The sequence below is a fragment of the Lysinibacillus irui genome (assembly GCF_028877475.1).
Lineage (GTDB): Bacteria > Bacillota > Bacilli > Bacillales_A > Planococcaceae > Lysinibacillus > Lysinibacillus irui.
This window is the reverse complement of the sequence record NZ_CP113527.1, coordinates 1,519,419-1,546,002: the sequence shown is the minus strand read 5'-3', so window position 1 is coordinate 1,546,002 and position 26,584 is coordinate 1,519,419. Positions and strand designations below refer to the sequence as shown.

The 26,584-nt window shown below is 39.1% G+C and carries 23 protein-coding genes and 1 other RNA gene; 2 read left to right on the top strand and 22 right to left on the bottom strand.

The window, feature by feature from the left end; translation table 11 throughout:
• Nucleotides 1–76: 76 nt before the first annotated feature.
• The 20 genes from OU989_RS07430 to OU989_RS07335 all read right to left on the bottom strand — a co-directional run bounded on the left by OU989_RS07430 (nucleotide 77) and on the right by OU989_RS07335 (nucleotide 21,761).
• On the bottom strand, nucleotides 77–355 hold the full coding sequence (locus tag OU989_RS07430; RefSeq protein WP_004269321.1) for a BMC domain-containing protein: 279 nt from the start codon (nucleotides 353–355) through the stop codon (nucleotides 77–79).
• Between the two features lie 20 nt (nucleotides 356–375).
• On the bottom strand, nucleotides 376–1,866 hold the full coding sequence (locus OU989_RS07425) for an aldehyde dehydrogenase family protein (protein WP_274796482.1): 1,491 nt from the start codon (nucleotides 1,864–1,866) through the stop codon (nucleotides 376–378).
• 15 nt (nucleotides 1,867–1,881) lie between these two features.
• Nucleotides 1,882–2,532, bottom strand: a complete 651-nt coding sequence (gene eutL / locus OU989_RS07420) for an ethanolamine utilization microcompartment protein EutL (RefSeq protein ID WP_274796481.1) — start codon at nucleotides 2,530–2,532, stop codon at nucleotides 1,882–1,884.
• 11 nt (nucleotides 2,533–2,543) lie between these two features.
• The gene (eutC, locus tag OU989_RS07415) at nucleotides 2,544–3,551 is read right to left on the bottom strand and encodes an ethanolamine ammonia-lyase subunit EutC (protein WP_274796480.1); all 1,008 of its coding nucleotides are present in this window, start codon (nucleotides 3,549–3,551) and stop codon (nucleotides 2,544–2,546) included.
• A gap of 9 nt (nucleotides 3,552–3,560) precedes the next feature.
• Nucleotides 3,561–4,931, bottom strand: coding sequence for an ethanolamine ammonia-lyase subunit EutB (locus OU989_RS07410; RefSeq protein ID WP_274796479.1), 1,371 nt, complete (start codon nucleotides 4,929–4,931; stop codon nucleotides 3,561–3,563).
• Nucleotides 4,932–4,936: 5 nt separating this feature from the next.
• Nucleotides 4,937–6,361: an ethanolamine ammonia-lyase reactivating factor EutA gene (locus tag OU989_RS07405; RefSeq protein WP_274796478.1), complete on the bottom strand. Its 1,425-nt coding sequence runs from the start codon at nucleotides 6,359–6,361 to the stop codon at nucleotides 4,937–4,939.
• A 17-nt stretch (nucleotides 6,362–6,378) separates the two neighbouring features.
• Entirely contained in the window at nucleotides 6,379–6,879 is a 501-nt protein-coding gene (locus OU989_RS07400) for a EutP/PduV family microcompartment system protein (protein WP_274796476.1), read from the bottom strand.
• Between the two features lie 10 nt (nucleotides 6,880–6,889).
• Complete coding sequence (locus tag OU989_RS07395) at nucleotides 6,890–7,231, bottom strand: BMC domain-containing protein (protein WP_274796475.1); 342 nt, start codon at nucleotides 7,229–7,231, stop codon at nucleotides 6,890–6,892.
• Between the two features lie 27 nt (nucleotides 7,232–7,258).
• A complete protein-coding gene (gene eutH, locus OU989_RS07390; protein WP_274796474.1) occupies nucleotides 7,259–8,503 on the bottom strand; it encodes an ethanolamine utilization protein EutH in 1,245 nt (414 codons plus the stop codon).
• Between the two features lie 81 nt (nucleotides 8,504–8,584).
• Entirely contained in the window at nucleotides 8,585–9,163 is a 579-nt protein-coding gene (locus tag OU989_RS07385; protein WP_274796473.1) for an ANTAR domain-containing response regulator, read from the bottom strand.
• Entirely contained in the window at nucleotides 9,156–10,586 is a 1,431-nt protein-coding gene (locus OU989_RS07380; protein WP_274796471.1) for a sensor histidine kinase, read from the bottom strand. Before OU989_RS07380 ends, OU989_RS07385 begins: the two co-directional genes overlap by 8 nt.
• Nucleotides 10,587–10,841: 255 nt before the next feature.
• Entirely contained in the window at nucleotides 10,842–12,749 is a 1,908-nt protein-coding gene (locus OU989_RS07375) for an ATP-dependent DNA helicase (protein WP_274796470.1), read from the bottom strand.
• Nucleotides 12,750–12,834: 85 nt separating this feature from the next.
• Nucleotides 12,835–13,971, bottom strand: a complete 1,137-nt coding sequence (locus tag OU989_RS07370; RefSeq protein ID WP_274796469.1) for a THUMP domain-containing class I SAM-dependent RNA methyltransferase — start codon at nucleotides 13,969–13,971, stop codon at nucleotides 12,835–12,837.
• 3 nt (nucleotides 13,972–13,974) lie between these two features.
• Nucleotides 13,975–15,720, bottom strand: a complete 1,746-nt coding sequence (locus tag OU989_RS07365; RefSeq protein WP_274796468.1) for a putative bifunctional diguanylate cyclase/phosphodiesterase — start codon at nucleotides 15,718–15,720, stop codon at nucleotides 13,975–13,977.
• A 464-nt stretch (nucleotides 15,721–16,184) separates the two neighbouring features.
• Nucleotides 16,185–16,564, bottom strand: an RNA gene (gene rnpB, locus OU989_RS07360) — RNase P RNA component class B.
• Nucleotides 16,565–16,624: 60 nt separating this feature from the next.
• On the bottom strand, nucleotides 16,625–16,921 hold the full coding sequence (gene gpsB, locus OU989_RS07355; protein ID WP_274796467.1) for a cell division regulator GpsB: 297 nt from the start codon (nucleotides 16,919–16,921) through the stop codon (nucleotides 16,625–16,627).
• 121 nt (nucleotides 16,922–17,042) lie between these two features.
• Nucleotides 17,043–18,290 carry a ribonuclease H-like domain-containing protein gene (locus OU989_RS07350; protein WP_274796466.1) on the bottom strand — a complete coding sequence of 416 codons (1,248 nt, stop codon included), beginning with the start codon at nucleotides 18,288–18,290 and terminating at the stop codon, nucleotides 17,043–17,045.
• 440 nt (nucleotides 18,291–18,730) lie between these two features.
• Nucleotides 18,731–21,001 (bottom strand): DEAD/DEAH box helicase, encoded by a 2,271-nt coding sequence (locus tag OU989_RS07345; protein WP_274796465.1) that lies wholly within the window; start codon nucleotides 20,999–21,001, stop codon nucleotides 18,731–18,733.
• On the bottom strand, nucleotides 20,976–21,353 hold the full coding sequence (locus tag OU989_RS07340; RefSeq protein ID WP_396631736.1) for a YppE family protein: 378 nt from the start codon (nucleotides 21,351–21,353) through the stop codon (nucleotides 20,976–20,978). The genes OU989_RS07345 and OU989_RS07340 overlap by 26 nt, the downstream gene beginning before the upstream one ends.
• A gap of 213 nt (nucleotides 21,354–21,566) precedes the next feature.
• The gene (locus OU989_RS07335; RefSeq protein WP_274796463.1) at nucleotides 21,567–21,761 is read right to left on the bottom strand and encodes an endonuclease; all 195 of its coding nucleotides are present in this window, start codon (nucleotides 21,759–21,761) and stop codon (nucleotides 21,567–21,569) included.
• Between the two features lie 380 nt (nucleotides 21,762–22,141).
• Between OU989_RS07335 and recU the strand changes: the two genes are divergently transcribed.
• A complete protein-coding gene (gene recU, locus OU989_RS07330; RefSeq protein WP_274796462.1) occupies nucleotides 22,142–22,786 on the top strand; it encodes a Holliday junction resolvase RecU in 645 nt (214 codons plus the stop codon).
• Nucleotides 22,787–22,788: 2 nt separating this feature from the next.
• Nucleotides 22,789–25,455: a penicillin-binding protein 1A gene (locus tag OU989_RS07325; protein WP_274796461.1), complete on the top strand. Its 2,667-nt coding sequence runs from the start codon at nucleotides 22,789–22,791 to the stop codon at nucleotides 25,453–25,455.
• Nucleotides 25,456–25,609: 154 nt separating this feature from the next.
• On the opposite strand, the gene OU989_RS07320 is transcribed toward OU989_RS07325, so the two are convergent.
• Together OU989_RS07320 and nth are read right to left on the bottom strand one after the other, a co-directional pair.
• Nucleotides 25,610–25,924: a YpoC family protein gene (locus OU989_RS07320; RefSeq protein WP_274796459.1), complete on the bottom strand. Its 315-nt coding sequence runs from the start codon at nucleotides 25,922–25,924 to the stop codon at nucleotides 25,610–25,612.
• Nucleotides 25,921–26,583 (bottom strand): endonuclease III, encoded by a 663-nt coding sequence (gene nth / locus OU989_RS07315; protein ID WP_274796458.1) that lies wholly within the window; start codon nucleotides 26,581–26,583, stop codon nucleotides 25,921–25,923. The genes OU989_RS07320 and nth overlap by 4 nt, the downstream gene beginning before the upstream one ends.
• Between the last annotated feature and the right edge of the window lies 1 nt (nucleotide 26,584).

Sequence of the window (26,584 nt, the reverse complement as noted above, 5' to 3'; positions counted from 1 at the left end):
AATTGTGGTGGTGTTGTATCCACAGTTTAATTCACCAACAATTGAGATGGGCGTCTTGTCCTAAATAAAGCTAAAATTATGCTTCTGCTTTTGGTAAAATCATTTCTAATTCGTGATGTGGACGTGGGATTACATGTACTGATAGAAGTTCTCCTACACGTTGAGCTGCTGCTGCACCTGCATCTGTTGCTGCTTTTACTGCACCTACATCGCCACGTACAAGCACTGTTACGATACCGCCACCTACATGTACTTTTCCTACTAAATTAACGCTTGCTGCCTTTACCATTGCGTCTGCTGCTTCAATTGCTCCTACTAAACCTTTTGTTTCTACCATTCCTAATGCTGTACTCATTTGTCATTCCTCCAAATAATTTATTTATTTTGTAATGTGATTTGTTTTAATACTTGATCGACAATTTGTTGAACCATCGTCGTGTCAAGAGCAGGCTCCTGTGAGACAACCGACTCAACAACGGATTGTATTTCAAATTCTGGTTTTGGTACTTCGACATCTTTAATGCCATAAGCCATACGTTTAATATTTAATAGGTGTCTTGCTGTAATGTTATCCGACGTAATATTACCGCCAAATGTACCACAGCCTAATGTAAAGGATGGTGCTAATCCTGTTGTTCCACCTACTGCACCGATAGATGATAATGTATTGACTACAATACGTGAGACAGGTAATTCAACAGAGAATTGCTCAGCTAATGCTGCATTTTCAGTGTGAATCGAGCATGTATGTCCACGACCACCAATATTTAATAGGTCAATCATGACTTGCTTTGCTTCTGTACTGTTTTCTACTATATAGAGGGCAAAGATTGGTGAAAGTTTTTCAAGCGAAAACGGTATATTTTTACCAATCATCGTTTCTAACCCAACAAGAACTTTTGTATCTTCTGGGACTGTGATGCCAACAGAATCTGCTAAGCAAGTAGCTGATTTCCCGACAATTTGTGGATTTACCTTTCCAGGAACAGGTGAAATTAATTTCTCCATTTTTGCTTTTTCTTCAGCATTTAATAGATAGGCACCGTTTTTCTTTAATTCCGTCTGTACCTGTTCAGCAATCGCCTTATCTACAATGATGGCTTGTTCTGTTGCACAGATGGTGCCATTATCGAACGACTTACTGTGAACCAGTTGACGGACAGACTTTTGGATATTAGCTGATTTTTCGATATAAGCTGGGACATTCCCCGGCCCTACACCATAAGCTGGCTTTCCAGAGCTATAGGCTGCCTTCACTAAAGCACCGCCGCCTGTTGCTAAAATTAAATGAATATCAGGATGCTTCATGAGCTGTTGCGTAGCTTCCATAGAAGACATCGTTAAGCATTGCAGTAGCCCTTCAGGTGCACCAGCTTGTTCCGCCGCTACTCGACAAACATCTAACGCCTCTTTTGTACATTTCACCGCATATGGGTGTGGACTTAGCACTAATGCATTTCTTGTTTTTAAAGAAATAAGTGTTTTAAAAATGGCTGTAGATGTTGGATTCGTCGTTGGCACTATACCTGCGATGACCCCAAAAGGACTCGCAATCTCTGCCACTTTCTTCATCCGATCATAGCCTACAATACCAACCGTTTTTAAGTCTTTAATATCTTCATAGACATCTCGTGAAGCCACTTCATTTTTCATTTTTTTATGATTAGGGATACCCATCCCTGTTTCTTGCACAGCCATTTTTGCTAAACGGTCTGCTTCCTTAAAGGCAGCATCCGCAACAGCCTTCACTATGTTGTCTACTTGCTGCTGTGAAAATTGCATGTAGGCAGCCTGTGCTGTATTAGCCTGTTTAACGGCATCTCTCATTTCTTGAATTGCTAATAAATCTTTGTCTAATGTGGCCATAAAGCCGCCTCCTTTCTAGATCACTGGATTTCTAGCTATATTTTCAATAGCTTCTCTGAAAGCATTTGCCGCAGCCTCGCAAGATGATTGACTACCACTTAATAGGCCGCCACCAAAATTGGTTTCAGACGGAGGGCCAAAGAAAACCTTTAACTCTACATCTGCCGTCTTTAATGCTGCATCTAATCCAACTACTGCCTCTAGTGGCGGTGCGATTAAATAGGCAAGTGGTGTGCCGACGTTTACATTTGCCAGCTCGGCGAGATACGTTCCACAGCTTGCCACTGTATGGGCAAACAAAGCATGATTTTCATTGTTATTAATCGCCTCGAAGTACGTATCAAACTCAATTTTTTGTTGAATGGCATCAAGTCCGCTACGAATTTCATCAGGCGAGCTTCCTGCAATGATGCCAATCATTTCACCTGATAATGGGCCCGATGCATGAGCTGCTCCCGCATAGAAGCTTTTCGCATAGATAACGTCAACATCTGCCTTTTTCGTTGCTTCATCAATAGCAACATATCCAACATCATCAATGGTCAATGTGACAAGCCCAATGCTATTGTGATATGGCTTTAAATCTAGCTGCTCTGCTAATTCACTGTTGACTCTTGGAATGGTTTGCATCGCCAAAATTTGCGCCATAATTTTTTGAGGATTCATGTTTCAGCCCCCTAACCTTCTTTTGCGACAAGCTCAACGCCACTTGCCTGGTAATGCAAGATTTTTTGTACGACTGTTCCTAAATAAGCACCCGCTTCTAATGGTGGAATACCACCTTTGTGGATATTGGATATCACCATACGCTCCGCTTCGACTGTACCGATTCTTGGCTTGTAGCATAAATACGCACTCATCGATTCTGCGGAGACAAGACCAGGACGCTCACCAATTAAGTAAACAATTACCTCTGCCTGTAACAGCTCTCCAATTTCATCCATCAAAGCGACACGGCCTTTATCAATATAAAATGTAGTACCGATGTCAATATTTAAATTGCTAAGACTTTGTTGAAGTGCCAAGTACACATCCTGCACATTTTCTTCAATGGCACTGGCACTTAGGCCATTCGAAATAATAATCTGCACTTTAGGCTGTTGCTTACATTTTTGTTGAATCAGTGCCTTTGATTCCTCTGATAAACGACGACCTAAATCAGGTCTTGTAATGTATTCTTCCTTATCAGTTACTTTCGTTGTTACTTGAAAAACATCTAGTTTTTGTAAAAGCTCTTCGGAAACTTCACCATATACGGCATCTACCGCAGCAGCATGATCAAGTCGGAACTTTAACCATGTTTTCGTTTTTGGTCTCGTCCCTGCTCTACCAACGCCAATTCGAGCAGGTGTATGTTTTTTTGCAGCCTGCACACTTTCTGTTAATGATTCTGCTTCAAACTGAAATGGCTTAATCGGCACAGCCGTATTAAAAGGTTGTTCAAAAGTAGCAGGAGCTATCGTTTCCGACTGAGGCGCTCCGTGCTGATACAGCTTTATTAACGGTCCCTGTGATGTCGTTTGAGACTCTGTTATTTCTGTCGGACGATTGTCGACTGTATCAAATATTTTAATAAGTGATTGTTCTGCTGGAGGAGCTACAACTTCAGGTGCTTGGTTTCCTGTATTTTTCTCCATCTTTTCCATGACAAGCTGTGTAATCATAGAGACTAATTGATCATTCACTCGATTCACCTACCTTTCAAAAATGGATAAATCGCCAGCTCTTGCTGAAAGTCGACCATTTTCATAAATGCCCATTTTTTCTAACCATGCTAAAAATGCTGGTGCTGGTTTTTTACCAAATGTTTGGAGTAATGTAGCTACATCATGGAAGCTCATCGATTGATAGTTAAGCATTACATCATCACCCATTGGCGCAGCGATAATAAAGTTAACGCCTGCCGCTGTCAGTAGTACACTTAAATCTTCAATATCATTTTGATCCGCTTTAATATGGTTCGTATAACAAATATCTACACCCATAGGGATTCCATGCATTTTGCCCATGAAATGATCTTCTAGACCAGCACGAATAACCTGTTTATTGTTGTATAAATACTCTGGACCGATAAAGCCAACTACTGTGTTGACAATATAAGGATTAAAATGTCTAGCAAAGCCATAATTTCGCGATTCCAGTGTTACTTGGTCAATACCCATATGTGCCTCTGCCGATAGCTCTGAGCCTTGACCTGTTTCAAAGTAGAATAAATTTGGACCAGTACCTGTTCCTTGTTTTTTAATGAGCTCCTCTGCTTCTCGTATTAAATCAGCAGAAATACCGAACGAACGGTTAGCAATTTCTGTCCCTGCGATACTTTGGAAAATCATATCTGCTGGGGCACCTTGTTTAATTGCCTTCATCTGTGTTGTAATATGAGCTAATACACAGTTTTGTGTAGGAATGGACCAATCATTGATGAATTCCTTTGTAGCCGTAAGCACTTTTTTGACACTTTCAACTGAATCATCTACAGGATTAATGCCGATAACAGCATCCCCAATACCATAGGACAGTCCTTCTTTTAGAGAGGCGATGATGCCATCAATATTATCTGTCGGATGATTTGGCTGTAGACGAGATGACAGCGTCCCTTTTTGACCAATCGTAATATTACACGTTGAAAGTATTTCAACTTTATTGGCTGCATGTACAAGATCTAAATTGGACATTAGTTTTGTAACAGCGGCAATAATCTCGGAATTCATCCCTTTGCTTAAACGCTTTAGCTCACGGTCACCCGTATCATTTGATAAAATGTATTCGCGTAGCTGTTCGATGCTCCAGTTTTTGATTTCTCCATATATTTGCTCATTAATGTCACCCTCAATAATGCGTGAAACCTCATCATTTTCTTGTGGCACTAATGGATTTTCTCGAATATCTTTCACTAACAGCTCACTTAATACAGCCTTTGCTGCGATTCGTTGTTGAACCGTTTCAGCTGCAATCCCCGCTAGCTGATCGCCTGATTTTTCTTCATTGGCCTTCGCCATGACATCTTTTAATGATTTAAAATTATATTTTTCTCCACCAAATATCACCGATAAATTCACATTCATCCTCCTTACTTTGAGTGAAAGGCAAGAGTTTTTACAACAACAGGAACAACGCCAGATGGCAGAACCTCTCCTATGTCGATATAATCACCCGTCTCCACTTTAATTTGATCGATGCAAATAATTGGTACTGTAGAATTAATTGCTTGTATGGTTTGTCCAATAATCTTTGCATAATCTGATTGAATGACTATGATAATTGGTATGTCCTTGGAGCATCTTGTCGCCAAATGCTGCAAAACAGCCTCACACAATGCATGTACATCCTGAAAGCTTAAATACGGCAATTCACTAAAATAGAGGGCAAATGGTGAACGATTATCCTGTATGGAAAATAGATCATCCGCTCGCTCAACAGCTGTCTTTACTACAGTGTTAAAGTCTGTTGTTGCATCGTTCATATGGCAGTTGAAGACAGGCACATTTTTTAGTGGTAACACGTCGGCATCTACTTGAATAGTTGCGCCACTTATTTCAGTGGTCTGTGTACCTGCCCCCGTGACTGTTGCTCGTGCTGTTTCCTCTGGTCGCAGCCATAAAAATGATTGAAGCTGCTCATGCTTAAGTAGCGTTTTTGCTAGTTTTTCGCCAATATCATCATACTGACGCTGCGTACAGTCATTTTCATAAATACAGGAGGCTACACCACCTGAAAAGACAATGGCATCAACTGGTTTATGCCAGTTGGGTAAATGTCCTAGTAATAATGGATGCTCTTTATTGGTACATTGTCCATGAAGAATCATGGCAAGTGTTCCAACCATCTCTTCAATACATTGTGAGACGCGAACATCCTCTGCCGCATCACCGACAGCTAACGGATTAGACCAGTTTTCCATCAGTCGCATGAGTGGCGGAGAAATTGATTGAATCTTGCCTTCCTTAAATTCAATCAATCTACCACCAACATGTAAGGTACATGTACCAATGACTTCCCCAAACTGCATCACAGCAATATTCGCTGTCCCACCACCAATATCAATATTGGCTATTACTTTGGATGAATTCTTTGATTGCTGTAAAGTACCTGCCCCCTTGGCGGCGATGATGCCCTCTAAATCAGGACCAGCGGTAGCAACTAAAAAATGACCAGCGCCATCTGCAATGGTATGGACAACCTCTCTTGCATTTTCTTTCGTGGCGGATTCGCCTGTTATAATAATGGCGCCCGTTGAAATGTCTGTTGGCGCAATTTGTGCCAATTGATACTGCTGAAAAATAAATTCCTCAATCTTTTTCATATCAATGATGTCTTTATTGATAAAAGGTGTTTTAATAATTGGACTTTGATGCAATACCGTTTTCTCAATAATTTCAATCCTTGGCACATGTGTCACACCAGCCACATTTTTTAACAAAAAACTACTGACGACCATTTTTGTGGTACTTGTCCCAATATCAATGCCTGCACTAAATATTTTTTCAGTTTTCACCCTACACCTCCCTCTCGCTACTGTGAGCAATACATGAGATACGGACTATCGCGATCCTTAACAAATTGTTGAATGTCTTCATGTGTCTTCAGCTGAATCAATGGTTCAATAAACTCGATTCCGAGCTTTTGCCATGAAGAGGTTTTCACGATGGGCCCATGCGTCATAACATTTTTTAATAAAGCTGTAGCCCTTTCTACATCTGCATTAGGAGCATCAATCTTTGTAATAACACCAATTTGTATTTTTGGAATCCCTAAGCTAAATTGCGGAGGGAACACACTTCTTGCTGATGTAGCATCCTGCAAATAAATCACATGAGTTACTTCCAGCGACGTTGCCATAATATTTCTGTAATACATGGGATTTTCAACATATTCACCTGGTGTATCAACAATCCAGTCATCATAAACGAGTGCCTGTGTTTTGTTAGCCGTACTTTCCTTGCCTAACAAAGTATTCATCAATGTTGACTTTCCTGCTTGCACACCGCCTATTATCATTACTCGATTTTTCATATGACACATCCTATGATTTCGTTATTTTTGATGGGGTGTACCCTAATACCTCGGATAAAAAACGATTAATTTCTAACATCGCCATTTCCACTTCAGAAACACTTCCCACAATAACGAGACTACCTGTAAAACGATCTAAAAATCCGAGTTTGACATTGGCAGCCTTTGTCGCTAAATCCCCTGCAATAATCACTGTTTCACTCGGAGTACAAGTCATGATGCCCAGCGCACCTGCTTCTTGGATTCCTAGCTTTTGAAACATATCTGGATCAGGATTGGCAATAAGGTGACTCAATGTTAGCTGTTTACCCGGCACAAACTCCTGAATAAATCGTTTCTTTTCTTCACTCACACGTCATCACCTCACTTTTTTAATCAATTAAGATTTTTGCTCTGTTACATATTCGCCTTCTTTGATAATGCCAGCCTTGCGATCCTCAATTTCCAACCTTAATGCAGTTGGTACGGAAAGCTTATAAGCTAAAATAATGGCAATGACACCCGCTAAAAACTTACCAGCGATAACAGGCAAGATAATAGTAGGCTGGAAATTAGCTGTAAATGATAAGTGATCGCCTAATAGGAATGCAGAACACACACCAAATGCAATGTTAATAACTTTATCTTTTGGTGGCATATGGCGAATCAGTGTAAACATCGCCAAAATATTAGCAATCGTTGCTAAAATCCCCGCACTTCCTACAGAGGATAAGCCTAATTTTTTACCAGCCGCTTCAAGTGGCTTGGAAGCATATTTTCGAATTAAATACACCATTGGGAAGGCACCCGCTAGCATAATACCGATATAACCTGCTGTCTCTAATGCTCGGAATTGATCGATCTCATCTGCCATGATTGGATCGAAGCCCCACGCACCAAAAATCTTTGTAAAAATACCTGTAAAAATCTCAACAATCGAGAACACTAATACTAATTTAATCCCGGCATCCATCACACGTCCGAATAGCATAAATCCTTTAATCATACCGTTCGGAATAAGCTTTAAGCCAAGTGCGATTAAAATAACGAAAATAAATAAAGGTAGTAAGTTAATTAATATTTGTAAAACAGAAATGGCAAACACATATGTAGGTGCCTCTGTTGTACTAATGACTTCACGGACTTCTGTATTGAATAGCACAATCATGATTGAAGAAATAAATGCACCAATCGGAATCGTTAATACGCCGGCCATAATACCTAGCGCCATATACTTATGATCACGCTTATCTAACATTGCAAGCCCCATTGGAATAGAGAATACGATAGTAGCACCAGACATAAATCCAACAACTAGAGCCATGACCCATCCTTCATAAGACTCTTTTAATGCATTGGCTAATTGGTAACCACCCATGTCCGAAGCTAATATTGTCGTCGCTGCTATCGCAGGATCTGCACCAATTAACTCAAAAATCGGACTAATAAAATGACTAATAAACCATGTTAAGTAAGGAATAGCTGCCATGATCCCTGCTGCTGGGACAAAAATATGTCCAACGGTATGGATACCATTCATAAATTCTTTTCCAATTCCATACTCAGCATCTCGGATTGCCCCGATTGCCCCTAAAACAGCACAAATCATAATAATATAAACGATAATCGTTCCTATCATTGCCATCTTACTCATCACCCCTTTTTTTAATAAATTTATAGAAAAAAAGGCGCTTTAAAGAAGAAATCTCTTTAAAGCGCCTTTGCTTCAACTATTGACTTGTAAAGTATTAATAATTTGCTGGGCGATATGCACCATTTCCTGTTGGGTTTGCATACTTTCATTGCGAATCCTACGGTAAGCCTCGTCCTCGCTTATATTTTCGGCCTGCATTAGCAAGCCCTTTGCTCGTTCAATTACTTTCCGCTTATCTAATTGTGTTTGCTTATGTAAAATCTCCCCATTGAGACGGTTGAACTTATCAATTTGATGAAAGGCAACCTCTAACACAGGCAACACATTTTTTTCAGAAAACGGTTTCATTACATACCCTAATATATTATCCTGCTTCATGTATAGCAACAATTCTTTTTCACTGTAAGCCGAGATGAAAAGAACTGGTATACCAAGCTGTTGTTCAATAATTTTACTTGCCTTTAAACCATCTAGTTTAGGCATTTTGATGTCCATTAAGATTAACTGTGGTTTATGTAAAAAGGCTAATTCAATGGCTGTTTCCCCATTGTTCGCCTGCGCCACTACTTCATAGCCATTATCTTCTAACATAAACTTCAAATCAATCGCAATCAGTGATTCATCTTCGACAATCATAACTTTCCTAGTCATTTACGATAAATACCTCCTCACTTACAGGGAACTGAACTTGAGTATGTGTACCTTCTTCACTAGGGATAATTGAAAATGAGCCAGCTAAATCATATTCGACGAGCCTTGTGATAATCTCCATACCAAAAGATGCCTTCACCTCTTGCATTCCAACGCCGTTGTCAGAAATATGAAGTGAAATCGTTGAATCTTCCTGCATGAATAGAATATCGATGGTTCCCTCATCACGTCCGATAAAAGCATACTTTAATGCATTTTGCAGTAGCTCGCAAATAATGAGTGCAAGGGATACTGCTTTTTTTGAATGGCAAAATAGTTGCAAATTATCATGATGAAAGGCTAATTGAATAGTCGCTGTATTGGACGTGCCAATCATTTTATGACCTATTTTTTTAGCTAATGCGATAACGTCTACTCTTTCCTCAGCGTTATCCTCGTTTTCTAAAATAAGCTCATAAACCGATGAAATACTATATATTCGATTTAATGCCTCCTGAAAAGCACTTGCATTCGCAGCCGACAAATCATTCCGCATTTGCAAACGTAGAAGGCTCGTTACTGTCTGAAGATTATTTTTCACACGATGGTGAATTTCCCGTATCGCAAATGTTTTCATCATTAGCTCATTTTCTTTCAGTTTAAGCTCTGTTAGATCATGAATAATGAGTAGCGTCACTTTCTCGTTATGACTACGAATCGGAATTTTCTTCACAATAAAGGATTTACGATCAATCGTAATTTCTAAGAAAAAGACATCATCGCCTTTATCATAGACTTCCTGTAAAAACGGTAATATTTTATCTAATGCAACATTGTCAAAATTTTCTAACCCTGATAGCTCAGAAATAAAATGGTAGCCAGCAGGATTACTGTAAATCACTTTGTTCTCGTGATTTGTCAGAATGATCGATTCTACAAGTAAATCTGACACAACTGGTATTGGCTGAGAGTTTGGTTCTACAATATGCTCAATTAATGCGAAAGGCATATTTTGAAAATCATCTTTCGGTGTCGTTTGCATCTTCACCATTTTTTCCTGAATCAACACTGCTATTACTTGCTGTTGCTCATTAAAAATAGGAATGACATGTTGCTCTACCGTAACACCTTCCTGCGTAATTGCTCTTGAGATGGATGATTTTTCTTTATGTTTAAACGCAGCGAATACGGCTGGTTCAAAACTTTCAAATACGAATTTTCCGATAACTGATTTCTCATATAACCCAATTTCCTTGTTCGGGAAAGCCTCTGCCACAACAATCGCATGTGGTAAATTTTCCAACATGCAATCTATGAACATATAACAATCAGTCAACTCAGCATAATACTTTAGTGTAGCCTCTATTTCTGTTAACTTGTCAATATCCGTTGCCGAAAGGTTTGTATATTTTCTACATAATGATTGAATGTTCGACAGGTTCAAGCCCCCTATCTAAAATAATCAACAATCAATTTGATTATTCTTAAAAATTCTTGTCATTATTATAAACCTTTTGTGAAATTATTTTCAATAAAAAAAATATTTTCTTTCACCAGATATTGTTGCATTACAAAGAACTATATAGCTTAAAAGAGAAATATTCAACAGTTTTTTAAAATTGAATTATTTAACATCGAGAAAAATATTATTTCAATATATTAAAAAACGAGCTTACCTCTATGGCAAACTCGTTTTTCATTATTTTATTTCTGGGACAACAGCTAATATGTTTTCAAAGGCTGCACGCTGTTTTTGTTCTTCCTCATTCAGCAAAATGTGGATGTCTCCATGATCATTTGATGTCCGAATTAAGCGTCCCATCCCTTGCTGCAAGCGTAATTGCATGAAAGGTAGCTCCACCTCTTCAAATGGGTTTTCAGCAAATGTGCGCTTCGCATCAAATAGTGGATCTTGTGGAGGAAACGGTAAATCATAAATAATAACACGTGTTAATGCTTCCTCTGGTAAATCTAAGCCTTCCCATAAATGATATGAGCATAATGTTTTAACCGATCCCTGCTGGAAGTCTCGGACGATTGCTGAAAGCTCTCGATCTCCTTCGAAAGCCACATACATTCGTTCCATTAGTGGTAATTCTGCTTTAAAGTTTAGCATCGCTTGCTTGGATTTAAATAATATTAATGTTTGCTCGCCATCACGTAGCAATTGCTGAACTCGCGCTGTTTTATCACCTTGACTAAGCTCATGTAAATAGATTTTCATCACTTCTTCATAGTCGAATGGAGAAGGTACTGAAAATGATTGATAATCTCGAATTCCTAAACTATAGGCAATATATGAAAAGTCTTTATTAACAGATAAGGTTGCAGAAGAAAAGACGATTGGAAGCTTTTTAGAGAATAATTTTTCAGCTAAAACCTCTGTAATTAAACGAGGCATAATAACAAGCGTTTCTTCGCCATCTGTCTCCTCTAACCAATCTACTGCATCGCCCTGTGCTATGAAAATACGCAAAGAAGCCTCATATTGTTCTAAGTATTCTTCTGCCATATTTAATTCATATTCGGGAATCATATACATTTCTGATTCAAAGACGAATTCTTCCATCAACGTTTCTACATCTTTTATTAACTGCTTCCCGTAAGCAAGCAGTGTTTTTGATTTGTTTATACGTTTACGATCCTCATTTGAAGCAACGATATCATCACGAAGCTGATCAAAGAATAGCTCATGATCATCCTGTAATTTTTCCATTGCGTACAGTGTACGCTCACGTACGCCATCTACCATCAATCGCTCAAGTAGTTTAACAATCGTTGTTGCCTGTACTTTGTATGTCATTGCTTTTTGAGCAGCATATTCCAATAGATGTCCTTCATCCAACACAATCATTGATACCTCTGGCAATAATGCTAGCTGGCCTTCACGCTCACGCGATTCCTTAGTGGCCAAATGCTCCATTAAAAAATCCTGTGAACAGATAACAAGATCTGTTGATTTACGATAATGTGAGCGATGTAATGTTTGCCCACAGCGATTACGAAGCTCACAAACCGAACATTGCATAATGGCATTATAATTGACCTTTTGCCAATCCTCGTCACTAACAGTCGGATAATCACTACGCTCACCATACGGATGGACAGCGATCATTGAGCCTTGTGCATACACACCATCTGGAATAGAAAAGGCAATATCATCAATCCATTCATCCGTTACTACCTTTTCCGTTTCTTCAAAACGTTTTAAGCATAAATACTGATCTCGCGATTTTGCTAAGCGAACATCAATTTCAAGTCCTAATGTTTTTTGAAGCTTATAAATATCGCCCCCCTCTTTTACGAGCTGGTCGATTAATGTTTCATCTGCGCAAGCAATGAGCGCTGGTTTCCCAGTGTAACGCGCATAGGAAATGGCTGGTAGTAAATAAGCAATGGTTTTGCCAGTTCCCACTCCTGCCTCTGCAAAGAGAACATTTTTTTCTTTTAGTGCTTGTTCTATTTGATAAGCCATAAAAATTTGCTCATCACGGCATTCAAAGCCTTTTTCAGGTAATTCATCATAAAGGACATCGCCCATCCAATCACCTAATGAATCAAAAAATGAACGGTCCTTTGATAATGCAAATGGTAAAGATTTACGCAATTAATGTTCCCCCTCTAACTCTCTGGTGCTATTATACGCGACGAAACGGAAGATAAGAAAACAACTTATCTTCCGTTACTATTCGTTAATCTCTTTTAGACTTTTGACCCCAGAATTGATAATAATTTGTTTCTATAAAGCCATTAAATAACTTACGCTTCTTCGTCGCTTGGCGTCCATATAATTCTTCAAAATTTTTCATGGAGGAAAGCATATATACAGACCAAGTTGGATAATTCTTCATCACTTTTCCTAAATCACGGATTACTTGCTCTACGACTTCCACATCACCGATACGTTCTCCGTATGGTGGGTTACCAATCATGACACCATCCGTTAATTGTGTTGTAAAATCACGTGCTTGCATTTGCTTAAACGCGATTAACTCACCAAAACCTGCTTCCATCGCGTTTTCTTGCGCAATGCTGACCATGCGATGATCAATATCTGAACCAATAATTTCTAGTGGCTGATCATAATTCGCTAAGCTTTCTGCTTCATCACGAACCGTATCCCAGATAGCAGCTTTCATCCACGGCCAATCCTCTGAAATAAATTCACGGTTATATCCCGGTGCTATATTTTGTCCAAACATTGCCGCTTCTAATGCAATGGTACCCGAGCCACAGAATGGGTCAACAAACGGACGATTTGGATTCCACTTCGAAATTTGTACAAGTGCTGCAGCTAATGTTTCTTTTAACGGTGCCTCACCTTGAGCCTGACGATAGCCACGCTTATGCAAGCCTGCGCCAGATGTATCAATCGTTAGTGTCGCCACATCTTTTAAAATTGAAACCTCAATTTTGTAGGTCGCCCCTGATTCATCTAAAAAGCCAAGTCGTTTATAATGCTGTTTCATGCGTTCGACAATCGCTTTTTTTGTAATCGCTTGGCAATCTGGCACACTAAATAATTTCGATTTAACCGACTTCCCTGAAACCGGAAAAGCAGCATCCACCGGTAAATACTTCTCCCATGGTAATGCTTTTACACTTTCAAATAATTGTTCAAACGATTTTGCTGGGAATTGTCCAACAACAATTTTTACTCGATCCGCTACACGCAGCCATAAATTGGTACGTGCAATAGCTGTTTCGTCGCCCTCAAAATATACTTTGCCATTGTCAACAGTTGTTTCATAGCCGAGTGCTTTCACTTCTTGGGCAACTATTGCCTCTAAGCCCATTGCTGAAGTAGCTACTAATTGATAGTTTGCCATAGATTATTTCCTTCCTTGATGCTCAATTTCCCAATACTCCATAAACTCAATGAGCTCATTTAATGGTAATGGTTTGCTGTAATAATAGCCTTGAATAATATCACAGTTCATTTTACGTAGTATATCCACTTGTTGTGCCTGTTCAACACCTTCAGCAACAACTTTCATTTTTAATCGATGTGACATTTGAATAATCGCATCTACAACTGCCTGTTTCTCATCAAGTGATCCAATATGTTGAATAAAGCTACGATCAATTTTTAAACAATCTAATGGAAAACGAACTAAATAGCTTAAAGACGAATAGCCCGTCCCAAAATCGTCGATCGAGATTTTAAAGCCTAATTGTTTCAAGCGCACTAACTTACTGACAGTTTCGTTTGCATTATTCATAACTGTTCGTTCCGTTACTTCTATTTCAAAATTGTTTGCTGGCATATTATAGCGTTCTAATATTGTTTGTATTGAATCTAAAAAATTCTGCTGTTTAAAGTGAATGCTCGATATATTAATGGCTACAGGTGTTTTCCAACCTTGTTGTTGCATTTGAATAACTGCTTCACATGCTTTTTCTAAAATAACCTCACTTAACGGAATGATTAATCCCGTATCCTCAGCATAAGGTATAAACTCCGCTGGTGATACAAAGCCAAGCCTTTCGCTATTCCAACGTACCAGTGCCTCTAAACCTTGAATCCCCTCATTTTCCACCGAAATTTTTGGTTGAAAATACAGCTCAAATTCGCGATTTTCTATGGCTCTTCTTAACTCTGAATCAAGCAATAAAACTCGTTTTGCATCAGTTTGTAGTTCATCAAAATAAAAGGAATAGCCATTCAATTCATGTTTTTTTGAATAAGTCATGGCTCGATCTGCACAATTAATCAGTTCTTCTGTGTTTTTTCCGTCTACTGGATAAACACTAATCCCAACACTTGTAGAAATAAATACTTCCTGCCCATTTAACATCATCGGTTGTTCTATACTACTAATGATTTGCTCAGCAAATTTTGCTGCTTCTTTGACATTTTTCACATTGGTTAAGGTGATGACAAATTCATCCCCACCATATCTTGCAATAATATCTTTGTTTTTCAGTAATTTTTTTAAACGATTTGCTACTTCTATTAAAATTGAATCTCCTACAGCATGGCCTAATGTATCATTAATTTGTTTGAAGCGATCCAAATCTAAAAAATAAACCGCGTGCTGCACTGAATGAGAAATAGCAGAAGTCGATTCTAAGAGATTATCCATTCTTTCAATATAGGCAAAACGATTGGATACATCTGTTAATGAATCCGTAAGTAAACGCTTTTCCAATTCATGTTCTACTATTTTTCTTTCAGACAAATCTGTGAAAATACCACAGTAATTTGTAACCTTCCCCTCATCGTTGGTTACACTTACAATCGTTAACCATTCAGGATATACATCTCCTGTTTTACGTCGATTCCATATCTCACCTTGCCAAATGCCTTCTTGTCGTATCTGTTCCCACATCTCTAAATAGAAAGGCAATTCATGTACACCCGATTGCAAAACGGCGGGCGTTTTTCCAACCACTTCATCTCGTGTATAGCCTGTCACAAATTCAAAGGCGGGATTCACCATTACTATTTTTTTGTATTCATCCGTAATCATGATACCTTCAGATACATTTTCGAAGATTTTAAGTACTAAGGTCGTAGGATATTTTGAAATCAAATTCAACTTATCCATACTTTCCCAATTATTCACTCCGTTCATGTTTCCGCTCCATCCTATCTCTCTATACTCCCTAAGAAGGGCATTTCGTCAATCGGTATGTAATCCATTACGCCTCAGCGTAAATTTTCGCTGACGCTTCGCTTTCGCGTAGATAAAAATGCATCTAGATTTTCAAGCTTCCTTGAAAAGCGCCACTCCAAAATTTTAGGACACCGGCTGAAATGGAAAGAAGATGTACGTATTCTTATCACCTTTAGGATTGATACCTGAGGCTCGACTTATTTATCTACTCAAGATCTACATACATTATATTGTTACGATAACCGTTTAGATATTGTGACTTAGAAGCGGTAGCGATAGAGAGCGCACTGATTTAGCTATTCTCAAACGTATCGCGCATACCAAGACTTGATTAACAAGGTTACTTTTTCCTCATGAACTCAAAATAAAAGCTCTCCACCGAGTTGGAGAGCGCTTGTTATTCATAGATAAGCATCAAAAAATTCCATAAGCCATGTTTTGTTCCCGAGTACTCAAACAGCTTGCGCCTCGTACGATCAGGTGGTAATCATCTATCTACAGAGCAAACTCTGTCCCTCTATCCGTTCAATTCCTTCTAGAGAGTGCCCCTACCATAATTTGGGTTTCTCACTCGTGGGGTTTACCTCGTTCCACCTTGCAAGTTTCCAAGCAAGCTTCGTCACTGTGGCACTTTCAGGAAGTGTCAACCATATCCAAAGACGTAGGTTTTCCTTCCGCCGTCAGCCTGAACAGCTGCCTTACCTTATTTTTTCAGTAAGCACGAACACTACGGCCATCTCAGAACCGTGTGAGCATGGACTTTCCTCTACGACGTCTAGCGCCGCAGCGATTACCAGAATTTCATGATGATACGAAAGATTATACTAGAGTTTTATGTTAAATACAATATAAATGACTAAATTTATTCGTATAGCTTGCTACCAAATACATGTTTTTCTAAATTAGATAGACGTTTTAAAATATCAAAGTTAGTTGTACCAGCTGTTGCTGAAGCAACTGGTTGTCTCTTTGGTGTACTATCAATTTCCTCTTTTAATTGTCTATTTTCTTCACGTAGTTGGGCCACCACTTTTTCAAACGTTTCATAGTCTTGAATAATTTCATCAAGAAAAGAATCTACATCTTCTACATTATAGCCTTTAAAATTCTTTTTAAATTCCTTTTCAAGGATCATTTTTGACGTTAATTTAATGTCCATTCACATCGCCCTTCCTCACACTACATACACGAATACATTATAGCACACTTCATCACATTATATCGTCTGAAAACACCAATTGTAAGGATAAAGTTGTCGATTCTTGCGCTTACCCAGGAAATTATTTCTTATTTCCTAGTCTGTGCAATCGCTTTTCCCATGAAATTTCCCATTTTTGTTTTTGTTCTGCTCTCCATTGCTCATTATTTCGAATTAGACGTATGCCCTCATGCGTATAGTAAAGGGCCTGCTCATAATCTTTTATTTGATGCTCATAAAGTATGGCTAGCTGCTCAAGGACATGTAACTTTGTTCTTGCTTCTACAAAATGGAGAGAGGCCACAAATGAGTCAATGGCTTCACTATAGCGTTTACTCTTTTTATGCTGTAAGGCTAAATAATATTGAGCATGGCCTGCTTCTAGTGCATCAAATTGAGTTGTCACCTTTTCTAATACCCTAACACTTTGGGTGCTTTCTTTTAAATCACCATACCATTTCCCAATATTAGTGAAGGTTTTTGCGGATTCTTCATGGTCTTCCTCAAACAATAAATGTGTAGAATGACTATAAAGTGTGATAAGGGACAGTAAATCCCACTCGTTATGAAGCAAAACCTTCATAAGGGCATCTGGTATGCCGCTTTTCACAGCATCTAAATAAATAATAGGTGCGAGATGACCTGGAATATCTCCTTTTCGAGAAAAACCAAGTTTCTCTTCCTCCACAGATTTTAATTTTAAGCGCTCCATATCATTTTTCCATAAACGCTTCGAACTATGCAACAAATCTATTTGTCGTTGTGATCGTAATTTCGGTAACGTTTTCTGGTGAAGCGTCCAACGTGTTTCAAGCTGTGGCCAATCAAAGCTTTTTCCATTATAGGTAATAACGGTCGCTGTTTTTTGCCATAGCTTAGATTCAAACAAAAAAGCTGCCTCGTGTGCAGGGTCAGCAAGAATATATTGGGTCAACTCAAAACCTTCCTCTGCCATTTCTAAAAAACCGAGCAGAAAAATATGCGTTCCCACACCCTTTAAGCCGGTTGTTTCTGTATCAAAAAATAATACAGGTTCATTTATATCAAGCGCATAAGGGTGATGAAAATCGGCACCTTGCCATTTTTTCAAGGCATCAAAAAATGACCGTAGCTGATAATGGCCATGCTGATAAGAAAATGGATAGTGTACTTGACGCTTAAACACAATGCCAAAGTCATTTTCAACAACCGTTAGTCCTGCTTTTTGCCATTGCTCTGTATAGCTTGGCTTTGCAGGCTTTTGAAAAGCGGGTTCTTCCACCTTTTGTTGAGTCGCTGGTTTTTTACCAAGCATTTTTTTCATTTGGAGTATTTTATTTTCGTAAGACATGTATTTCACTCATTTTCTGCTTATAGTTAAGACATCTCTCTAGCAAGAGTAACACGATTTATTAGCTCATTCAAAATATTCTTTGCTCTAAACACATATGTAGGAGTTAGCTCGTGATTCTAAACATCCTTATCCTTTTTCCAATCATAGGGAGTTTTAGACCAATTAAAAAGTAATAGGGCAAAGAGCAGCACGATCATACTAATAATCATAATGGATAAGCTTTCCTTCCATTTCAATTCGTCATTTGAAATATATTGAAAACCTGTTCTAAGTAGAAAATAAATGATGGGGTAAAAGAAATAATGTAACTGATTCTTTTTCGTACGCTCTGCTCATCCTCTCTTACCCTTTCCTTCAGTAAAACCCGTAGCATGGCGGCACAAAAATGGAAGAAGGCTTAGGGAACTTATACTGTCATCCCTTAAGCCTTCTATATTTTACTTTTGAGTTAATAGCCGAAGTAGTACTACTACTCTCTTCTTCCCTTCTTGCAAACTGTCTTGTGCACCAATGCATGATGGACAGCCAGACTCACAAGGACAACTTGAAACATGCACTAATGTTTTGATTATAAGATCTTCCCATAAGTCATAAACCTTTTCACTTAAACCAATACCACCAGGATACTTATCATAAATGAAAAATGTTGGCAATTCATTATGTGAAGCTTTTACTTGTGGTACGACAGCTACATCGCTACTGTCGCACTGAATAAATATTGGAATAAAGGCATTCATCGCATAAGCTGCTCCAGTCATCGCGTCCGTTAATTCTGCTTCGGACCATTGATCTACTTTGTTGAACGATAACCAAGACGAGCTTGTATGCATTTCATCTGGCGGTAGATGAATAGGTCCAGACCCGATATTGTCATGTGTGCCGAAGCGGATTTTCTTGAAAATCGTTGCCTGTGCCACTAAGCCAACATCGCCAAAACCAATCGTACCACCTCCATAATGACGACTACGATCCTCCTCTAGCACCTTCATCTCAACTGCTAAATTAGCATCTGTATAATAATCTACATCTACTTCACGGACATAGGCTTTCTTTTCTTCCCAATCAAGTTTCTCTACTTGAAATTGAATACCTTGATGCAGGTATATAGCTTCTTCGTGTAACAGGGTCATCGCACTATGACGATCCATTTCACCAATCACCTTTGTTTGGGCAGGAATGGACAGATCAATTATGACCACATTTTCCTGGGACGCTGAGCGCAAGCTTATATCGTGCGCGGGGAAACGGTCACTCATCCAATGCCACTTATCACTCGTCTTAAAGACAACCCCTTCTTCCGCTAAATAATCCAATAAATCCTGGATGTCATATTCTCCATACATATCGCCTGTTGAAAAAGGTAGCTCGAAGGCCGCACATTTTAAATGATCCATTAAAATCAACATATTTTCTGGATAGATACGCGCTTCCTCTGGCGTACTCCCTAGTAAAAACAACGGATGATTCACCACATACTGGTCTAATGCGGAAGATTGGGCAACATAAATAATCAATGCCTCATCCTGACGTCTTCCTGCACGTCCTGCTTGTTGCCAAGCACTCGCAATATTTCCCGGGTAACCGGTCATAATACACGCTTGTAATTGGCCGATATCCACGCCTAATTCTAATGCATTAGTGCTAACTACCGTTTGGATTGTGCCATCACGCAGGCCTTTTTCAATGACGCGGCGCTCAGATGGCAAGTATCCCCCTCGATAACCACGCACAGATTCATCAAGCAGCTTGTTTCGTGTAAGTTCCTTTAAATAGGTCACAATCATCTCAACACGCACCCGACTTTTAGCAAAAATGATCGATTGAATGCCAGCAACATAAAGTCTTTTAGCTAAATCACTGACCTCTAAAACGGCACTCCTACGCACCCCAAACGTTTTATGAATAATAGGTGGGTTGTAAAAAAGGAAGGTTTTTTTGCCAACTGGTGCACCCGAATCAGCAATGAGCGTATGTGGTTCATTCGTCAGCAGCTCTGAAAGCTCCTTAGGATTTTTTATAGTAGCAGACGTACAAATGAACACAGGGTTACTGCCATAAAATTCACAAATACGCTTTAATCTACGAATAACATGTGCCACATGTGAACCAAATACCCCTTTGTAGGTATGCAGCTCATCAATTACGATATATTGTAAATTTTCAAAGAGGGATACCCATTTCGTATGGTGTGGCAATATACCTGAATGAAGCATATCAGGGTTTGTCATAACAATGTGCCCTGCCTTGCGAACCTTTTGACGAATGCCTGGAGCCGTATCTCCATCATACGTATAACTCAATATCTCCTCACCACTTAGCTCGATAAGGTCATTTAGGTCATTTTTTTGATCTTGCGCTAATGCCTTTGTCGGAAATAAATAAATGGCACGCGCGTTTGGATCTTCCAATATTTTTTGCAACACTGGTAGATGATAGCAATACGATTTACCAGATGCAGTTGGTGTAACCGCAGTAAACGATGTACCACACTGCGCCAAATCAAAAGCCTCTCTTTGATGGGTGTAAAGTTGCTCAATGCCTCTTGCCTGCAATGCCTTCACTAATGAAGGGTGTAAATTTTCCGGGAAAGGTGCATATTTGGCAGGTCGGCCCTCCAATGTTTGCCAATGAAGAATACGCTCTTTTAATTCTTCATCATATCTCCACTCTTGTAAAAGCTCACTAATCGTTCGTTTCTTCGTTAGCATCCGTTTCTCCCTCCCTTACCAATCGTTCAAAGATTTTTAATGTATAGGAGGTAGAATGAATCGCATCTAAAAAACGTTTTTTACTTGTTTCTTTATAAAAAGACTGCACAACAAATTGCTCCATCGATTCTACCGCTGAAGCAATTTGTTGAGTATGCATATATTTCGGTCGATTTTGTTCAATCCATTTATTTGCTTCTTGCTGCCATTCCTTCAACAGCTGGTGAATTTTATCAGCGTGTGGTTTCACCTCTTGAAAAAAATCTGGCGTCCGGTCTTCTTCACGCATTTGCCAGAACCTTGATACACAATGTTCACATTCATCTATTAATTGGGCTGTTTGCTGAATCACTAACAATTTTGCACCTCATCTCTCATCAATCACGTAAGCAAATATATTTCGTAGTCATTGCATATATATGGTGAGTATGTCTTGTCCATCAAATCAACTACGGAAATATCACTGCATTGACACCATTCACCGTACTTTTGTGGTAAAAATTGTATCAATTTTAATGCTATAGCGATAGTTCAATTGCTTATGAGATAAGTGTACCAAAGTCTATCATTTTTCACTACTAGTAGGCGAACAAGCATTCTTTACTTGCCAGTTCTTTTCTGCTAAGCTTACTTTCTGGCTAACCGCTTTAAGCTGCATAAAAAAGTGCAAACTCTGTGCATTGTTTTCCAGGGACACTCTTGTGAAAAGTAATTGATTGACCAGATCTAACTGCGCAACTAATTGTTTTAACTTGTTCAAAATAACGCCTCCTTTGCTTTAACTTTAGTATTCCTCGAATGTATAGAATTACCTTCAAGGGTGACAAAATAAGCGTAAGTTAGCTGAAAGAAGAAGATTTTCGATAAATTTTTAATAGTGAACCTTCAACCTAAAAAAGCGTCATGAATGAAGGGTCTGAATGTGAAAAGATTTCAACCCGATTTCGTGTTTCATTTTATCAGTTATTTTGACGATTCGAGTAATAAAGGAGCTGGCGAATTTTCGACGCAATTTGTTCTTCATTATCTTTCGTTATCTACTATTCTAGTAGCGGTAACATAATAAATGGAAGTAGAGAATAGCTATAAAAACATGGTAAACTAATGATTAGAAATGCAGTATGGTAAAGGGTGAGCTTAATGACAATTCGTTATCCAAACGGGAAATTGTATACCCCCAATGCTTCTGTACAGAAAACAGAAAAAAAAAGTAGAAACAAAGATTTGTCTTTTAGTAATCGTGGAAAGACGCTAGAAGATGAAATTAATGAAGCAAACGACTATTATATAAAAAGGCGACTTGCTATCATTCATAAGAAACCTGTTCCTGTGCAAATCGTCAAAGTAGAGTATCCTTCGAGAAGTGCTGCTGTTATTCGAGAAGCATACTTTCGAACACCTTCCACAACCGACTACAATGGTGTTTGGAATGGGCATTATATTGATTTTGATGCAAAGGAAACTGCTTCCAAAACGAGTTTCCCCTTAAAAAATATTCATGAGCATCAAATGACCCATATGCAGCAAGTGACGGAACAAAATGGTGTGGCTTTTATAATCGTTCGCTTTTCTGCTTTTGAACGTTATTTTATTGTGCCATATGAAGTTTTACAAAAGGCCTGGCAAGCAATGGAGAATGGCAGTCGGAAATCGATACCCTTTTCAATGATTGAAGAAGAGGCATATGAAATTCCCACGACTTATTATCCACGTATCGATTATTTGCCCATCATCCAACGATTGATCGATGCGAAATGCTGCGGGTTTGAAAGTGAGGAGAAATAAGAATGACTGAACGTCGTCGAACACGTGGAGAGCATCAAAAAGCTCTCGCTGAAAAAAATAAAAAGAAAAAGAATAAACCAACTTCATCCGCTAAGACATGGTTTAAACGTATTTTCTTAGCGATCTTAGCTATCGGTGTGGCAGGCTTCATAGGAGGAGCTGGGTTATTTGCCTACTATGCTAGCACAGCACCAGAGCTTGATGAGGAATTATTAAAGGACCCTGTTTCTTCAGAGTTCTACGATAAAAACGGTGAACTATTCGCAACAATCGGTGCAGAAAACCGTAAATATATAAAATATGAAGATATACCAGAAGATATGGTTAACGCTATTCTAGCAACGGAAGATGTACGCTTTTTCGAGCATCACGGGATGGATTTTTATCGTTTAGGTGGTGCTATTCTTGCCAACTTCCGTGATGGCTTCGGTGCTCAAGGTGCATCTACCCTAACACAGCAAGTTGTGAAAAACTCTTTTTTACAAAATGAGAAAAAATTAAAGCGTAAAGCACAGGAAGCATGGCTAGCCTTTCAGTTAGAGCGTAAATATTCAAAAGAAGAAATTTTTGAAATGTACTTCAATAAAATGCTCATGTCAGGTCGTATTTATGGCTTCGGAACAGCAGCACAATATTTCTATGGGAAAGAATTAAAAGATTTAACATTAGATGAAGAAGCCTTATTAGCAGGGTTAGTACAACGACCTAATGCTTATAATCCATTAAAAAATCCTGAGCTTGCAAAAAAACGTCGTAACACAGTTTTAGGATTAATGTATCAACATGGAAAAATAACTAAAGCTGAAATGGAAGAAGCAAAGAAAGTGGAAGTTCAAGCAGGTCTTGCTGATGATGCAACACGTCAATCATTTGCTGGTTCCAAATATGATGCCTTCCTAGATGTCGTGATTAATGAATTGGAAGAAAACGGCGATGGAACGGCGATGGCAGAAGGGATTAAAGTTTACACAACACTTGATCCAGATGCCCAAAAGGTTGTAGAAAATGTCATGAACGATGACAGTAATTTCCCAACTGAAGAAATTCAGTCTGGTGTTGCGGTTATCGATACAAAAACGGGTGCGATTCAAGCCGTTGGTGGTGGTCGCCATTACGGTGCTATACGTGGCTGGAACTATGCCGAGGACTTAACAAATAATCAACCAGGTTCTACAATGAAACCATTAATTGACTATGGTCCAGCTATCGAATATTTAAATTGGTCTACAGGTCAAACACTTGTCGATGAGCCAATGAATTACACAGGTACAAAACAAACGATCACAAACTGGGATGGCCGATATATGGGTGCCATGACTGCTCGTAAAGCCTTATATGCTTCACGAAACGTTCCTGCTGTCAAAACATTACAAGAGGTTGGCACTGAAAAAGCCAAGGAATTTGTAGGAAATTTAGGCATTAAAACAGATGATCTTTATGAATCGGATGCGATTGGTGGAGGCGCTATTACAATCTCCCCTATCCAAATGGCAGCTTCTTATGCAGCTTTCGGTAATAACGGGGTCTACACGGATCCACATGCGATTTCAAAAATTGTCTATCGTGATGGCAAAACATCTAAAAACTACACACCTGAATCTAAAGTTGCTATGAGCGATTATACTGCTTATATGGTAACGGATATGCTGCGTGATGTAGTAGGCAATAAACCAGATGCATCTGGTACTGCTGCCAATGTACCTGGCTTAGATATTGCAGGTAAAACAGGTACAACAAACTACTCTGCAGAAGATTTCAATAAATATAACTTACCGAATACAAGTGTGCCTGATTCATGGTTTGCTGGTTATACAACAAACTATTCCATTGCGATATGGAGTGGGTATGAAAAACATTTTGATCCAATTACAACATGGGAAGAACGTCGATTACCACAAAATTTATTTAAGTCGATAATGCAAGAAATTTCAGCTAATGTTGAAACAGCAAGCTTTAAAAAACCAAATTCGGTTGTAGAAGCAACGATTGAAGTAGGCTCTAAACCACTAAAATTAGCAAGTGATTACACGCCTAGTGAATTGCGTCAAACAGAGCTATTTGTACGTGGAACTGAACCAAAAGAGGTGTCGACTGTCTATGAAGCACCAGAATTATCAACACCTTATAATGTTTCGGCAAGCTTAGATTTAGAAGCACAGTCCATTAATATTTCTTGGGAACATGATGCTATCGTAGATCCAGAAACGGACGAACCATTACCAACTTCATTTGAAGTCACTGCTACACGTGATGACGGTCAAACGTTTGCTCTAGGCACAACCGAGAGCAAAGGGCTAACCGTTGGCAATACGCTAGAGGATGGAAATTACACAATCTCTGTCGTAGCCATTATGGACGGCACACGTAGTGAACCTGGTACAACTACTTTCCAAATCACAAGCACGTCTGAAGAAGATTTAGAAACGGAAGAACCAGATGAGCCAGAAATTGATTTACCAATAGATCCTGGGCAAGAAGACAATGGTAATAACAATGGCAATGGTGAAAATGGCAATAATGGTAATGGCAATAACCATAATAATAATGGTAATGGGCAAGGTAATAATGGCAACGGAGGAGACCCTGGCAATAATAATGATGGCAATCTACAGCCGACGACTCCAACCGAACCTACCAACCCAACTGAAGAAGATCAAAGCACAGAATAAACGAAAAAACCGAGAAGCACATGATGCTGCTTCTCGGTTTTTTATATGAGCGGATATAGAGGCTATCTGTCAGATTTAACGCGCTATCCTTCACTTTTTTCGCTCTATCCTTCACTTCATGTCTTTTATCCACTTCCTGCACTTATCAATAACCCTAGCTTTTACTAGCTTGAATTCGCAAGCGTGCTGTCCGCTTTTTTGTCTCCTTAAATAACTCATCTAGCTGACGATAACATGCATATTGACCAGGCTTCGCTTTGATAAAGGCTAGTCGTTCAACGCCATTAATCGGTAACACTTCATCCCCTGCAGCATGTACAAGTTGTTCAAACAACTCAATTGCTTCCTCCATTAACTGCTTAGCCATGCCGCTTCTTGTATCATGAGCTGTATGGATCGTCGATTGCAGAGTTGTCCACTTGGTAAACCATGCATCTACTTTATCTTTTGCGATGGCCTCACTATTCATGCTTCCTTCACCAAGCCCTTCTTCAAACGTTTTTGCCCTTCCCGACAATCACTGAGTAAAGGACAGGTATGGCATCCTGGATTTTGAGCCTTACAATGGTAACGCCCAAAGAAAATTAACTGGTGATGTGTTTTGGACCATTTATCCATTGGCGTTTTTTTCATAATCGTTTCTTCTACTTCTAGTACTGAATCTTTCCATCGACATAGGCCAAGACGTTTGGACACACGCTCGACATGGGTATCCACTGCAAGTGCTGGAATATCAAAGGCCACTGAAAGCACCACATTGGCGGTTTTTCGTCCTACACCAGGCAATGTTACCAGTGCTTCTCGTGTTGCAGGTATTTCACCACCATACTCATCCAACAAACGTTGGCATAAAGCCTGAATATTCTTCGCCTTATTGCGATAGAGACCAATAGAGCGAATATCCTGCTGCAATTCCTCTAACGATACAGCTAAGTAATCTTCTGGCGTTTTATATTTTTGAAATAATGTTTTTGTCACCTTATTGACTAGTACATCTGTACATTGGGCAGATAATAATGTCGCAATAGTCAGCTCAAAGGCATTGTCATGTACAAGCTCACAATGTGCATCGGGAAACATTCGATCCATTTCATCTAGACAATGCTCCCACTGTTTTTTCGTTAACAAA